The 14018-nt window shown below is 62.4% G+C and carries 16 protein-coding genes; 8 read left to right on the forward strand and 8 right to left on the reverse strand.

Annotated elements, in window-relative coordinates:
* Window positions 1-8 precede the first annotated feature (8 nt).
* Window positions 9-1220, reverse strand: a complete 1212-nt coding sequence (locus tag FJ958_RS02300) for an NADP-dependent isocitrate dehydrogenase (RefSeq protein ID WP_140738860.1) — start codon at window positions 1218-1220, stop codon at window positions 9-11.
* A 213-nt stretch (window positions 1221-1433) separates the two neighbouring features.
* Here FJ958_RS02300 and FJ958_RS02305 point away from each other — a divergent pair, with 213 nt between their 5' ends.
* The 3 genes from FJ958_RS02305 to FJ958_RS02315 all read left to right on the forward strand — a co-directional run bounded on the left by FJ958_RS02305 (window position 1434) and on the right by FJ958_RS02315 (window position 3385).
* Window positions 1434-2354, forward strand: a complete 921-nt coding sequence (locus tag FJ958_RS02305; RefSeq protein WP_140738863.1) for an RNA methyltransferase — start codon at window positions 1434-1436, stop codon at window positions 2352-2354.
* Entirely contained in the window at window positions 2347-3135 is a 789-nt protein-coding gene (gene murI / locus FJ958_RS02310) for a glutamate racemase (protein WP_140738866.1), read from the forward strand. The genes FJ958_RS02305 and murI overlap by 8 nt, the downstream gene beginning before the upstream one ends.
* A 61-nt stretch (window positions 3136-3196) precedes the next feature.
* Window positions 3197-3385: a DUF3008 family protein gene (locus tag FJ958_RS02315; RefSeq protein ID WP_140738869.1), complete on the forward strand. Its 189-nt coding sequence runs from the start codon at window positions 3197-3199 to the stop codon at window positions 3383-3385.
* A 96-nt stretch (window positions 3386-3481) separates the two neighbouring features.
* Here the strand turns inward: FJ958_RS02315 and FJ958_RS02320 are convergent, their stop codons facing one another.
* Window positions 3482-3679, reverse strand: a complete 198-nt coding sequence (locus FJ958_RS02320) for a hypothetical protein (protein ID WP_140506376.1) — start codon at window positions 3677-3679, stop codon at window positions 3482-3484.
* 375 nt (window positions 3680-4054) lie between these two features.
* Between FJ958_RS02320 and rpsD the strand changes: the two genes are divergently transcribed.
* The 4 genes from rpsD (at window position 4055) to FJ958_RS02340 (ending at window position 6985) form a co-directional block, all read left to right on the forward strand.
* Window positions 4055-4672, forward strand: a complete 618-nt coding sequence (rpsD, locus tag FJ958_RS02325) for a 30S ribosomal protein S4 (RefSeq protein WP_140609390.1) — start codon at window positions 4055-4057, stop codon at window positions 4670-4672.
* A gap of 136 nt (window positions 4673-4808) precedes the next feature.
* The gene (gene ttcA, locus FJ958_RS02330; protein WP_140738872.1) at window positions 4809-5696 is read left to right on the forward strand and encodes a tRNA 2-thiocytidine(32) synthetase TtcA; all 888 of its coding nucleotides are present in this window, start codon (window positions 4809-4811) and stop codon (window positions 5694-5696) included.
* On the forward strand, window positions 5686-6513 hold the full coding sequence (locus tag FJ958_RS02335) for an inositol monophosphatase family protein (protein WP_140738875.1): 828 nt from the start codon (window positions 5686-5688) through the stop codon (window positions 6511-6513). Before ttcA ends, FJ958_RS02335 begins: the two co-directional genes overlap by 11 nt.
* Window positions 6514-6577: 64 nt before the next feature.
* A complete protein-coding gene (locus FJ958_RS02340; protein ID WP_140738878.1) occupies window positions 6578-6985 on the forward strand; it encodes a cell envelope integrity protein TolA in 408 nt (135 codons plus the stop codon).
* Between the two features lie 71 nt (window positions 6986-7056).
* Here FJ958_RS02340 and FJ958_RS02345 read toward each other — a convergent pair whose 3' ends face one another.
* The 6 genes from FJ958_RS02345 to FJ958_RS02370 all read right to left on the reverse strand — a co-directional run bounded on the left by FJ958_RS02345 (window position 7057) and on the right by FJ958_RS02370 (window position 13657).
* A complete protein-coding gene (locus FJ958_RS02345; protein WP_181176263.1) occupies window positions 7057-8280 on the reverse strand; it encodes a multidrug effflux MFS transporter in 1224 nt (407 codons plus the stop codon).
* 205 nt (window positions 8281-8485) lie between these two features.
* Window positions 8486-8821, reverse strand: a complete 336-nt coding sequence (gene grxD / locus FJ958_RS02350; protein WP_095806028.1) for a Grx4 family monothiol glutaredoxin — start codon at window positions 8819-8821, stop codon at window positions 8486-8488.
* 154 nt (window positions 8822-8975) lie between these two features.
* Entirely contained in the window at window positions 8976-9209 is a 234-nt protein-coding gene (locus FJ958_RS02355) for a BolA family transcriptional regulator (RefSeq protein ID WP_056562227.1), read from the reverse strand.
* Window positions 9210-9332: 123 nt separating this feature from the next.
* Entirely contained in the window at window positions 9333-9857 is a 525-nt protein-coding gene (locus FJ958_RS02360) for a hypothetical protein (RefSeq protein WP_140738884.1), read from the reverse strand.
* Entirely contained in the window at window positions 9854-12085 is a 2232-nt protein-coding gene (gene purL, locus FJ958_RS02365; RefSeq protein ID WP_140738887.1) for a phosphoribosylformylglycinamidine synthase subunit PurL, read from the reverse strand. The genes FJ958_RS02360 and purL overlap by 4 nt, the downstream gene beginning before the upstream one ends.
* 159 nt (window positions 12086-12244) lie before the next feature.
* Window positions 12245-13657, reverse strand: coding sequence for a PLP-dependent aminotransferase family protein (locus FJ958_RS02370; RefSeq protein ID WP_140738890.1), 1413 nt, complete (start codon window positions 13655-13657; stop codon window positions 12245-12247).
* Between the two features lie 94 nt (window positions 13658-13751).
* Here FJ958_RS02370 and FJ958_RS02375 point away from each other — a divergent pair, with 94 nt between their 5' ends.
* A complete protein-coding gene (locus FJ958_RS02375; RefSeq protein WP_140738892.1) occupies window positions 13752-14003 on the forward strand; it encodes a DUF1127 domain-containing protein in 252 nt (83 codons plus the stop codon).
* Window positions 14004-14018 lie beyond the last annotated feature (15 nt).

Genomic DNA, 14018 nt, shown 5'->3' on the forward strand with positions numbered 1-14018 from the left:
ATTCGGAGTTACGCCATCGCCCTCTGTAGGTTCTCATCGATCTTGTCGAGGAAGCCGGTGGTCGAGAGCCAGGGCTGGTCGGGGCCGATCAGCAATGAAAGGTCCTTGGTCATGAAACCGGACTCGACGGTCTGGATGCAGACCTTTTCCAGCGTCTCGGCAAAACGCTTCAGTTCGGCGTTGTCATCGAGCTTGGCGCGGTGGGCCAGCCCACGCGTCCAGGCAAAGATCGAGGCGATCGAGTTGGTCGAGGTTTCCTCGCCCTTCTGATGCTGACGATAGTGGCGTGTGACGGTGCCGTGCGCGGCTTCGGCTTCCACGGTCTTGCCGTCCGGCGTCATCAGCACCGAGGTCATCAGGCCGAGCGAGCCGAAACCCTGCGCCACCGTGTCGGACTGCACGTCGCCATCATAGTTCTTGCAGGCCCAGACATAGCCGCCCGACCATTTCAGGCTGGACGCGACCATGTCGTCGATCAGGCGGTGCTCGTACCACAGCTTCTTCGCCTTGAACTCGGCCTCGAATTCGGTTTCGTAGACCTCCTGGAAGATGTCCTTGAAGCGGCCGTCATAGGCCTTGAGGATGGTGTTCTTGGTAGACAGATAGACCGGATAGTTGCGCAGCAGGCCATAATTCAGCGAGGCCCGGGCGAACTCGCGGATCGACTCGTCGAGATTGTACATGGCCATGGCGACGCCCGCGCCAGGCGCGTCGAACACGTCATGCTCGATCACCTGGCCGTCCTCGCCGACGAACTTGATCGTCAGCTTGCCCTTGCCGGGGAAGCGGAAATCGGTGGCGCGGTACTGGTCGCCGAAAGCGTGACGGCCGACGATGATCGGCTTGGTCCAGCCGGGTACCAGGCGCGGCACGTTCTTCATGATGATCGGCTCGCGGAAGATGGTGCCGCCGAGGATGTTGCGGATGGTGCCGTTCGGCGACTTCCACATCTTCTTCAGCTTGAATTCCTCGACGCGCTGCTCGTCGGGGGTGATCGTCGCGCATTTCACGCCGACCCCATATTTCTTGATGGCGTTGGCCGAATCGATGGTCACCTGGTCGTTGGTAGCGTCACGGTGCTCGATGCCGAGGTCGTAATATTCGAGCTTCAGGTCGAGATAAGGGTGGATCAGCTTGTCCTTGATGAACTGCCAGATGATGCGGGTCATCTCGTCGCCGTCGAGTTCGACGACCGGGTTCGCCACCTTGATCTTCGCCATGGAAAGAATGCCTCGTTGCTGGGAATGAACGGCCTTGCCAGCATGGCATTCGGCCGGGGGATGCCGCCCGTATATCAAAGCGCTTTTGGCCGCGCAAACGGCGATCGGTCACGAATTGGAGCCTGGGCGGTCGCCATTTGCGAATGCTTCATTTTAGCGGCCAAATATGGCAGGGGACGCTGAAATGCCGCAAACAGCAGTTCATTGACAATCATGCCCGTCACCAAAGATCCCGATAACGCTTCAGCCGCCGGTCCGGCGATCATCCTCGTCGAGCCGCAGCTCGGCGAGAACATCGGCATGGTCGCCCGCGCCATGGCCAATTTCGGCCTGTCCGAACTTCGCCTGGTCAATCCGCGCGACGGCTGGCCAAGCGAGAAGGCGCGCGCCGCGGCCAGCCGCGCCGACCATGTCATCGATGCCGTCACCGTGTTCGACGATCTGGCCTCGGCGCTTGCCGACCTGAACTTTGTTTTCGCGACCACGGCCAGGCAGCGGGATGGCTTCAAAGCCGTGCGCGGCCCTGTGGAGGCGGGCAGGGTGCTGCGCGCCCGTCACGGAATGGGGCAGCGCACAGGCATCCTGTTCGGCCGCGAGCGCTTCGGCCTCTACAATGACGAGGTTGGCCTCGCCGACGAGATCGTCACCTTTCCGGTCGATCCTGATTTCTCCTCCCTCAACATCGCCCAGGCGGCCTTGCTGATGTCCTACGAGTGGATGAAGTCCGGCCTGGAAGACGAGACCAAAACCAACTTTGCGGGTCCGGACATGAAGCCGGCAAGCAAGGAAGAACTGCACGGCCTGTTCGCCTATCTGGAGGGCGCGCTCGAAGCGCGCGGCTACTTCCGCCCGGCACCGAAGAAGCCGAAGATGGTCGACAATCTGCGCGCAGTGCTGACGCGGGCTGGCTTCGCCGAGCCGGAACTGAAGGTGCTGCGCGGTATCATTTCCTCCCTCGACAGGTTTTCACCGGCCATGCCGCGCGGCGACGGCTCTCCGGGCGACGATCCGAGACGATTGCCTGCCGCGGCTGCACGCGCGCGCAAGGCGGATGTCGATCGTCCGGCGCCCGACGCCAATGGCGGCGACAACGACACGCCGCCGCTGGGTGGCAAGGGAACCGACAATGACTGACCGGCCGATCCTGATGTTCGATTCCGGCGTCGGCGGGCTGACAGTGCTGCGCGAGGCACGCGTCCTGATGCCGGACCGGCGCTTCATCTATGTCGCGGACGATGCGGCCTTTCCTTTCGGTGCCTGGGAAGAGCCGGCGCTGCGGACCCACATACTCGATCTCTTTGCCAGACTGCTCGACCGGTTTGCGCCGGCGATTTCCGTTATCGCCTGCAACACCGCCTCGACACTGGTGATCGATGCGCTACGCGACAGATTTCCTGGCCATCCCTTTGTCGGCACCGTGCCGGCGGTGAAGCCGGCGGCTGAGCGCACGCGTTCGGGCCTGGTCTCGGTGCTTGCGACACCCGGAACGGTGAAGCGGCAGTACACGCGCGACCTGATCAGCAAATGGGCACAGAAATGCCATGTCCGTCTGGTCGGCAGCGACAGGCTGGCGGGGCTTGCCGAAGCCTATATGCGCGAGGGCTTTGTCGACGAGGAGGCCGTGCGCGCCGAGATCGCGCCCTGCTTCATGGAACATGACGGTCTCAGGACCGACATCGTGGTGCTGGCCTGCACGCATTACCCGTTTCTGGTCAACCGCATGCGCAAGACCGCGCCATGGCCGGTCGACTGGATCGATCCGGCCGAAGCGATCGCCCGGCGAGCCCTTTCGCTGCTGACGCCGCTTGATGGGTCGCTGCCGCAGGGCGAGCCTGATATCGCCATCTTTACCTCCGGAAAGGCGGATTTCGCCGTCAGCCGCCTCATGCAGGGGTTCGGACTGGCGGTCGCCTGATCTGCGGAACATTGGCGTGTGCGTTGCGTTTTCTCCGACAGGACGATGAAGGAGAACGGCCATGCCAGCCACCTCGAAAGCCCAGCAAAAAGCCGCCGGAGCCGCACTCTCCGCCAAGCGCGGCGAGACGAAAAAGAGCGAACTCAAGGGCGCTTCCAAGGGGATGTACGATTCCATGAGCGAGAAGCAGCTCGAGGAGTTCGCCGAAACGAAGCGCAAGGGACTTCCCGAGAAGAAGTCGAAACACTGAAATCCTGTCGGCTGCATTTGAAGGACGTAGCCCGAACAGACCAAAGCCCGCAGCGCACCGCGGGCTTCGTGTCAGAGGCTAAAATTCTCGGCTAGGCTACCAACGGTGGCAGCGCCGCACCCTTTCGACGATCACCCGGCGGTGACCATGCCGCCACACCACCCTCTTCTTCACGATGACGCGGCAGACCTGTTTATGCCCGTGCCAGTGGCGGGCCATTGCCGGTTCCGGTGCCACCGCCATCGAACCCGCAAGCACCGCGGCGCCTGCCAGGGTAAGGAAGAATTTCTTCATAAGAATTGCGCTCCTCTCGCTCCAGTCCCTTCCTGGTGCCGTTGGCGCAACAACCTCCCGCCACATCCGGCACTGCATCAACGCGTGAAACGCTATATCGTTGTCCTGCCTGGTGCCAGTCATAAGCTTGACACCGGTTAAATCTCGGTTTAATCAGCCGCCAACGCCGGGCAGCGATGTCCGGTGTTTGTTTGTATACGCAAGATCAGTCACCCTGGTTGTCTCTGGTCTTGTTTGAACTGACGTGTCCCGTGGGTTTTCCGCCGCGTTGCGTGGGAAAACCCTGTCAGGTCTCGAAAACGGAGGCCAGAGGAGGGCGCGTTTCCTTCACCCGGACCATGAGGTTCCGGGTGTGTTGTTTTGAAAGGGAATGCGATGAGCAAGCGCGAATCCGCGAAGTACAAGATCGACCGCCGTCTTGGCGAAAATATCTGGGGCCGCCCGAAGTCCCCGGTCAACAAGCGTGAATACGGCCCCGGCCAGCATGGCCAGCGCCGCAAGGGCAAACTTTCCGACTTCGGCCTGCAGCTGCGCGCAAAGCAGAAGCTGAAGGGTCACTATGGCGACGTTTCGGAAAAGCAGTTCCGCAAGGTCTATGAAGAGGCCGACCGCCGCAAGGGCGATACCTCGGAGAACCTGATCGGCCTGCTCGAGTCGCGTCTCGACGCGGTCGTCTACCGTGCCAAGTTCGTGCCGACCATTTTTGCCGCCCGTCAGTTCGTCAACCACGGCCACATCAACGTCAACGGCAAGCGCGTCAACATCGGCTCGTACCGTTGCAAGCCGGGCGACGTCGTCGAAGTGCGCGAGAAGTCGAAGCAGTTGGTGATCGTTCTGGAATCGGTCGCACTCGCCGAGCGCGATGTGCCTGATTACATCGAGGTCGATCATAACAAGATGGTCGCGACCTTCGGGCGTATCCCGGGCCTGTCGGACGTTCCTTTCGCCGTCCAGATGGAGCCGAACCTGGTCGTCGAATTCTATTCGCGCTAAGCGAACATCCTTTGCCATGCCATCGAAAGGCCGCCCCTCGAGGCGGCCTTTTTGTTTCGCTCATCCGCTTTGGCGTTTCGATTTTCCGACCGATGCGCTAATCCGTGCGGACGTCACATTCCGGAGCCGCCGCGCCATGAACATGCAGCCAGACATCGAGACGCTTGAACCGGGCGCCGAAGGCGGCTCCCACCCGCTGTTTGCCGATGTGCCGTCCTCGGTCGAGTTCAACAAGTTGCGCAAGCGGCTGCTGCGGCTGACTCGTCAGGCGATCGAGGATTTTTCGATGGTCAAGCCGGGCGAGCGCTGGCTGGTCGCGCTGTCGGGCGGCAAGGATTCCTACGGGCTGCTCGCAATGCTGCTCGATCTCAAATGGCGTGGCCTGCTGCCGGTTGAACTGCTGGCCTGCAATCTCGACCAGGGCCAGCCGAATTTTCCCAAGCACATCCTGCCCGATTATCTCAACGCCAATGGTATCGCCCACCGCATCGAATACCGGGACACCTATTCAGTCGTCACCGACAAGCTGCCGCAAGGCAGCACCTATTGCTCGCTCTGCTCGCGGCTGCGGCGCGGCCATCTCTATCGCATCGCGCGCGAGGAGGGATGCTCGGCGCTGGTGCTTGGTCACCACCGTGAGGACATTCTCGAAACCTTCTTCATGAACCTCTTCCATGGCGGCCGGCTTGCCGCCATGCCGCCAAAACTGCTCAACGACGAAGGCGACGTCATGGTGCTGCGGCCGCTGAGCTACTGCGCCGAAGCAGATCTCGAGAAATTCGCAGCGGCGATGCGGTTTCCGATCATTCCCTGTGATCTCTGCGGCAGCCAGGAAGGCCTCCAGCGCAACGCCATGAAGGCGATGCTGGAGGACATAGAAAGACGCATGCCCGGCCGCAAGGACACGATGATCCGCGCGCTGTCCAACACCCGACCATCGCATCTGCTTGACAGGAACCTGTTCGATTTTGCCGCCCTGAACCAAACCCTCATCACAGGACAAGACGCTTCCGATGACATTTGATGATAACGCCATCGACTGGCTGGCCAGCCTGCTGGCCGAGGCGGCCGACATCGAAATCATGCCCCGCTTTCGCCGGTTGGGCGATGGCGACATCCGTCAGAAGACTTCGGCCGCCGACTTAGTCACGGAGGCCGATGTCAATGCCGAACGGCTGATCACCGCGCGGCTGCGCCAGCGTTATCCCTCGGCCATGGTTATCGGCGAGGAAGCCTGTTCGGACAATCCGGCGCTGCTCGACGGTCTGGGCGATGCCGATCTGGCTTTCGTCATCGACCCTGTCGACGGCACGTTCAACTTCGCATCCGGCGTGCCCCTGTTCGGCGTGATGCTTGGCGTCGCGGTCAAGGGGGAGACGGTCGCCGGCATCATCCACGATCCAGTCGGCAAGGACTGGCTGATTGGCGCCAAGGGTGCCGGCAGCCATATCCGCCACGCAAACGGCGCGCTGGAGAACGTGCGGGTTGCCGCGCCCGCGCCGATTTCACAGATGACCGGTGCGGTCTCCTGGCAGTACATGGCGGAGCCCGAGCGCACGCGGCTGGCCTGCAACCAGACCAAGACGCTGTCGCAATTCAACTATCGCTGCGCCGCGCATGAATACCGCCTGCTGGCGAGCGGCCACGGCCATTTCGTCGTCTACAACAAGCTGATGCCCTGGGATCATCTCGCCGGTGTGCTGATCCATGCCGAAGCCGGCGGCCATGCCGCGCGTTTCGACGGCAGCGCCTATCTGCCGGCGCATGTCGGTGGCGGCCTGCTGGTGGCGCCAGACAAGGAAAGCTGGCAGGAGCTACGCCGCGAGCTCTGGGCGGAGTAGGATCGACCGGGTTGTGCGACCGACAGATTGATGCAATTTCATGCCAATCGAGAGGGTTCCGTAGATGAAGTCTCGGTCCACGATTGTTGCAGCAGCCCTCGCCATCACCTTGGTTGTTGGCTCCAACCAGGCGAGATCGCAGCAGCGCCCATGCCGCAGTCCCGATCCTGTCGATACGATAAAGGAGATGTCCGCCGCGATCTTCGCTTGTTGGCAGCCGCCGCCTGGAACAGCAGGCATGTCCCTGACATTGCGTTTTTCGCTTCGCCGAAACGGTACGCTGATTGGCAAACCTCGCGCCACCTACTCCAAACTGGGAGGCGACGACGCGCTCAGCCGCGCCTTCGTCGCTTCCATTCTTGAGGCCCTCGACAAGGCCTTGCCGTTGCCCGTTTCAGACAGCATGGGCGAGGCAATCGCAGGACGTATGCTTGCTCCTCGCTTTACGGCAGCCCTCGTAGGCTCATCCTGATGCATCTCGCTCGAAAGCGTGTCGCCCAGAGTGTGCCGTGGCTTGGGACAACGACAAGCGCAAACGACAATTCAATGCAGGTCGGTGATGTGCCCTGAAACGGGTGGGTTGTGCGGTTGGAACATCTTGCCGCGCTCGGCAAGAAGAATCATCAACAGCGCCGCGACCGAGACGCTGCAGAAGCCGGCGGCAAGCGGCGTCACCGTTCCGTTGAAAGCTTGACCGATCAGCGTACCGAGAATGCCGCCGAGAAACGTCTGCATGAAACCCAGGATTGACGACGCCGTGCCGGCCAATTGACCGAGCGGCTCCATGGCCAACGCGTTGAAATTGGCGCCAAGCGCACCGAACGGAAGCATGGCGCCGGCAAAGAAGGTGATGAACAGCCAAAGCGGCATCTTCGTTTCCAGCGAAACGACCAGCCACGCCAGGCTGATGACCAGAAACAGCAGCAGCGCGCTCTGCGACAGGCGGCGCATGCCGATCCGGCCGACGAGACGCGAGTTAAGGTAGTTGGAGAAGGCGAGCACGCCAGCGACCCCGGCGAAGATCACTGGGAACATCTCGCCGACGTTGAAGATATTGACGTAGATTTGCTGCGCCGAGGCAATGAAGCCGAACATGGCGCCGAAAATGAAAGTACTGGCAAAGGCATAGCAGAGCGCGATGCGGTTGGTGAGCACGATGCGGAAGCCGCCGAGGATGGAGGAGACCGTTAGCGTCCGGCGATATTCGGGATGCAGCGTTTCGGGCAGACGCAGCAGCGACCATGCCGAGACGATCAAGGCGCCGATGGCCATGGTGACGAAGATCCAATGCCAGGTCGCGAACAGCATGATGAACTGACCGATGCCGGGAGCAATGACCGGTATCGCCATGAACACCATGAAGATTAGCGACATCACTTCGGCCATACGCCGGCCTTCGAACGTGTCGCGCACGATCGAAACCGCGATGACGCGGGTGGCGGCTGCACCAACGCCCTGCACGGCACGGCAAAGCAGAAGGGTTTCGAAACTTGGCGCAATGGCGGCCGCGGCGGCCGCCGCCACGTAGATGATCAGGCCGGCGACGAGTGGCGAGCGGCGTCCGTAACGGTCCGAGATCGGGCCGAAGAAGAGCTGGCCGCCGCCAAAGCCCAGAATATAAGCGGTGACGACATATTGCCGGTGGTTTTCATTCTCGACGCCGAGCGAGGCGCCGATCTGCTGCAGCGCCGGCAGCATGATGTCGATGGCCAGTGAATTGAGCGCCATCAGCGCCGCGCAAAGCGCAATGAACTCCCAGCGCGGAATGGGCACTTTGCTTGCCCGTTGCGGCGCTATCGATTGCTGGTCCACGGCAAGTCCAATCTCTCAAACGAAGACGCGCCGCCGGGCCGGCGCATTGGCTCGTCTTGGTCCCGACGTTAGGGATATACGACGTCAGAGACAAAAAAATTGCCGAGGTGGGGCCGCCCCGGTGCTCAGCGCAGTCGTTCCGAAATGCCCGAAACCGAAATCAGGCGGCGCCTTTGACGCTCACGCCCTTTTCGACCAGGAAGTCCTGCAACTCGCCGGCCTGGAACATCTCGCGCACGATGTCGCAGCCGCCGACGAATTCGCCCTTGACGTAGAGCTGCGGGATCGTCGGCCAGTTGGAATAGTCCTTGATGCCCTGGCGCAGTTCAGCCGAGTCCAGAACGTTCACGCCTTTATAGTCGGCGCCGATATAGTCGAGGATCTGGACGACCTGGCCGGAAAAACCGCACTGCGGAAAACCGGGCGTGCCCTTCATGAAAAGGACGACGTCGTTGCTCTTCACTTCATTGTCGATGTAGTCGTTGATGCCGCTCATGGAGGATCCTTTCACGCCTGTGGGAGTCAGGCTCGAAGCATGTCCTTCAGATAAACCCATAGGTTGCCCGAAACAAGACATTAGCCGCGCCGGGGCCGAAATGGCGCAAAGAGTGGAGCGTTTTGGGCCAAGCGGGTGCCGAGTTGGTTGATCCTCAGTCGGGAACGCTTGTCTGCAGCGCCAATGCATGCAGCACGCCGCCCATATTGCCCTTCAGCGCGTCATAGACCATCTGGTGCTGCTGGACGCGGCTCTTGCCGCGAAAGCTTTCGGCCACGACTTCGGCGGCGTAATGATCGCCATCGCCGGCGAGATCGCGGATCGTCACGCGGGCGTCCGGTATGCCGTCCTTGATCAGTTTTTCAATGTCGCGGGCGTCCATTGCCATTGCAGAATTTCCTGTTTCGGGCGGGCGGCGACTTGGCCGCCCGTGCGATGAGAGTCGGGGTAAACCTAAAGCCTTTCCGGCTGGGATTGAAGCCGTTCCGTCCGCCATCGGAGCGATTGTCGGCTACGAGGCATTCTCATCGTGATGGATCGCATCGTCCGCAGGCTCGTCATCGCGCATCGAGAAGGTGCGGCCAAGGCTGAAGACCAGCACATAGAGGGGAAGGTTCACCGCCAGATTGGCGATCGGCAGGTAGCCGGTCATCCGCCAGGCGGGCGAGAAGAACGGCTGGCCATAGCCATCGCAGACAAGCGAAGAGCCATATTCCCACAATGCCCCCAGCACGGCCGCGACAGCGAAAAGCTTGATGCAGGTGACGACCTGACCTGTTCGCGTGTTGTCCGGCAGAAGCCGGGTCCAAAGCACCAGGCAAATGATCGGAACCGCGTAGATGAGGTCCTGCAGCACCAGCATCGGAAGTGTGCCGTTGGCCGCGGCGAGAAATTCGGCGCGCGTTTCCAGCCTCGGACAAACCTCGCTCGAGGTTGTCGAGAGCAGGAAGAAACCGAACGGCCCGAGGAACCAGAAGAAGAACAGCGACGGCCAGAAGACAGCTGCGAGCAGCGCCCGGGCGGCCAGCCTCGTCAACTGGCCTGGTCCATGAAGCGCGGGAACCAGCCCTCATGCGCGGCGGTCAACGCGCTGACCGGGATCGCCCTGGCGTCGCCGAGCTTCAGCGCGGCGCCGCCGGTCGAGCCGATCCAGGGCGCGAAGATGCCGAGTTCGCCCTGCTGCTTGCGGATGGCGTCCCATTGCCCGCCATGTGGATCGATCGACAGCGTCAAGAGATAGCGGCCCTGATCCTCGCCGAACCAGACCGGTATCGGATCGGTGCCGACCAGTCCGGGAACGGTCGCGCCAAGGCCCGACGCCATCGCCATTTCGGCCAAGGCGACCGCAATGCCGCCGTCCGAAACATCATGCGCCGCCGTGACGATGCCGGACGCGATCAGCGAACGCACATGGTCGCCGACGCGCCTCTCGTGCTCGAGGTCGACCGGCGGCGGCGGGCCGTCGGTGCGGCCATGGATGTCTCTGAAATAGACGGACTGGCCAAGATGCGTGCCCCAGGAAGCGGGAGCGCCGACCAGCAGGATCATCTGGCCCTCGGCCGCGAAGCCGATCCGCACCATCTTCGACCAGTCGGCGATCAGGCCGACGCCACCGATGGTCGGTGTTGGCAGGATGCCCTGGCCGTTGGTCTCGTTGTAGAGCGAGACGTTGCCAGAAACGATCGGGAAGCCGAGTGCCCGGCAGGCGTCGCCGATGCCTTTCACCGCGCCGACCAGCTGGCCCATGATCTCGGGTCGCTCCGGATTGCCGAAATTGAGGTTGTCGGTGGCGGCCAGCGGCAACGCGCCGGTGGCTGTGAGATTGCGCCAGCACTCGGCCACCGCCTGCTTGCCGCCCTCATAGGGGTCGGCTTCGCAATAGCGCGGCGTGACGTCGGACGAGAAGGCGAGCGCCTTGGTCGGATGGCCCTCGACGCGCACCACGCCGGCATCGCCGCCGGGAAGCTGCAGCGAATTGCCCTGGATCAGCGTGTCGTATTGTTCCCAGACCCAGCGGCGCGACGAAAGATCCGGTCCGCCGAGCAGTTTCAGCAGTGCCTCGGCGACATCGGCCTGCGGAATATCGTTGGCGGCAAGCGGCGCCGGCTTCTTGGGTTCGATCCAGGGACGGTCGTATTCCGGCGCCTTGTCGCCGAGATCCTTGATTGGCAGGTCGGCGACCTGATCACCTTGATGCAATACACGGAAACGCAAATCGTCGGTGGTATTGCCGACAATGGCGAAGTCGAGACCCCATTTGTGGAAGATCGCCTCGGCTTCCTTTTCCTTTTCGGGGCGCAGCACCATCAGCATGCGCTCCTGGCTTTCCGACAGCATCATCTCGTAGGCGCTCATGCGCTCTTCGCGCACCGGCACCTTGTCGAGATCGAGCTCGATGCCAAGGTCGCCCTTGGCGCCCATCTCGACCGCCGAACAGGTGAGCCCCGCGGCACCCATGTCCTGGATGGCGATGACGGCGCCGGAGGCCATCAGCTCGAGGCAAGCCTCCAACAGGCATTTTTCGGTGAAGGGGTCGCCGACCTGCACGGTCGGGCGCTTCTCGTCGATCTTATCGTCGAATTCCGCCGAGGCCATGGTGGCGCCGCCGACGCCGTCGCGGCCGGTCTTGGCGCCGAGATAGACAACCGGCAGGCCGACGCCCTTGGCTTCCGACAGGAAGATGGCGTTGGTCTTGGCAAGGCCGGCCGCGAAGGCGTTGACCAGGATGTTGCCATTGTAGCGGGCATCGAAATTGACTTCGCCGCCGACCATCGGCACGCCAAAGGAGTTGCCATAGCCGCCGACGCCGGAAACCACGCCGGCGACGAGATGCCTGGTCTTGGCGTGGTCGGGAGCGCCGAAGCGCAATGCGTTCATCGCCGCGATCGGCCGCGCCCCCATGGTGAAGACATCGCGCAGGATGCCGCCGACGCCGGTCGCCGCGCCCTGGTAGGGCTCGATGAAAGACGGGTGGTTATGGCTCTCCATCTTGAAGACGACGCAGTCGCCGTCGCCGATGTCGACCACGCCGGCATTCTCGCCCGGCCCCTGGATGACCTGCGGCCCGGTGGTCGGCAGCGTGCGCAGCCACTTCTTCGAAGATTTGTAGGAGCAGTGCTCGTTCCACATCGCCGAGAAGATGCCGAGTTCGGTGAAGCTCGGCTCGCGTCCGACGAGATCGAGAATGCGCTGATACTCATCGGGCTTCAGCCCATGGGCGGCGATAAGTTCTGGAGTGATCGGCACGGAATTGGAAATGGTCATGGGCGGGGATGTATGTCCATGGAGCGGGGATTTTGAGTCCCCTCTTATCGCAAGCTTTGCGGCCGATACACCCGTCGGTTGGCGAAAACGCACGAAAACCTGACAAAGCCACAGGGAGGCCGATGGTTGGCGTCCCTGGTGCCCGAGGCGCTTCGCGGTTCAGGAGAAGCTGTCGTAGCCCGCGCGGCCCTCATCGAGGAGGCGCCTGATGATCGCAACGCCGTCGGCGACGTCTCCACGCAGTCTCGGCTGCGAAACACCGAAACGGACGCCATGAAAGACCTGTTCCGAGCGGCCGGCCTTGAACTCGTCCTCGTCGTCGATCAGCACGCCGTGTTCCAGGCAGGCGTTCTTGAAGGTGCCGGAAAGCCAGGGGTCGGGCAGGGTAAGCCAGACAAAGGGCACCTTGTCGTGTGACTTGAACGCGAAGCCGGCCAAGGTCTCGCGAACGATCGCGATGCGGGCGCTGATTTCGGCGATGCTGCGCTTGCGGATATCGCTGGCCTGCCCCGAAAGCACCAGACGGGCATTCACCTCGGCCAGCAGGAACGGCATGCCGCCGGTCATCATCTTGTGGGCGACGCGGATACGGTGGCGATAGGCGGGCGGGCAGGAGAGCCAGCCACCGCGCATGCCGGCCGCCACCGATTTCGACAGGCCGCCGGCAACGATCGTGCGTTCGGGCGCGAATTCGGCCAGCAGCGGTGTCGGGTCGTCGGTCAGGTTGCCGTAAAGGTCGTCCTCGATCATGACGACATTGTAGTCGCGCGCAACCCGCGCGATCGCCTCGCGGCGCGCGGCCGACAATGTCGCCAGTGTCGGATTCTGCGCGGTCGGCATCAGGAAGATCATCCTGGGATGCTTTTGCGCGCAGACGCGCTCAAAATCGTCGGGATCGATGCCTAGGTCATCCGATGCCACCAGCGCGGTGCGCCGGCCGATCAGCCCAGCACTGCGGGATATCTGCGAATAGGTGAGGTGTTCGAAGGCGACATAGTCGCCAGGCGTTGTCAGCGCGGCGATCGCGCCCATCACCGCGGCATGGGTGCCGAGCGTCGGAACGATGGCGTCGGCGGCTGGTCGAAAGGAATTGCGCGACAGCCACCGGGCGCCGGCTTCATACCAGCGGTCCGGAAAATCGCGCGTATAGCTTGAAATTTCGTGCGGATGATCCTGTGCGGTGCGCGACAGCACATCGGCGACATCAGCGCCCTGGCCGATATCGGGTGCCGCGGTGCTGTCGAAACGCAGCTTGTCCTTGGGCGCATCGACATAGCGCGTGCCTTCCACGCTGACGTCGAGGGCCTCCGGCTTCACGCCTTCGGCACGCTGGCCGAGCACATAGGTTCCTCGCCCCACTTCGCCACTCACCAGCCCGCGCTCGCGCAGCAATTGGTAGGCCCGGCCGACCGTGCCGACGGTGGCGCCGATGTCATAGGCGAGGTCGCGCTGCGGCGGCAGTTTCGCGCCGGCATCGATCACGCCCCGGTCGATATCTGACTCAATGCTGTCAGCAAGGCGCTGATAAAGAGGACCGGAACCGGCGGTGAGGTCTGGAAGCCAACTTGTCATGGTGACAATTTTGTATATTGCACCGAATTGTGAGTCAATACATATCGACAGCGTACCCGAGAAGGGGTACAATCGAGAAGTCCGGTAGATAAAAATGGATACAATCGCGACAATCCGTCATTCGAGACCCGAGCTATCAGGCCAGGCGCTACGCCCGTCCGGCCAACGCGGCTTTGTCGGCAGCATAGTGCGTGTGATCAGGTCGTTAGCCAGATGGATCGACCATTTGCTGGAGCGCCGCCGCAGCCGGCTGGCGTTGCTGGAGATGACCGACGATCAGCTCAAGGACATCGGCATTTCCCGATGCGATGCCCACCGTGAGGCCATCAGGCCTTTCTGGGAGTAGGCTGGTCTTAGCGGA

This window comes from Mesorhizobium sp. B2-3-5, from assembly GCF_006442395.1.
Classification (GTDB): Bacteria; Pseudomonadota; Alphaproteobacteria; order Rhizobiales; family Rhizobiaceae; genus Mesorhizobium.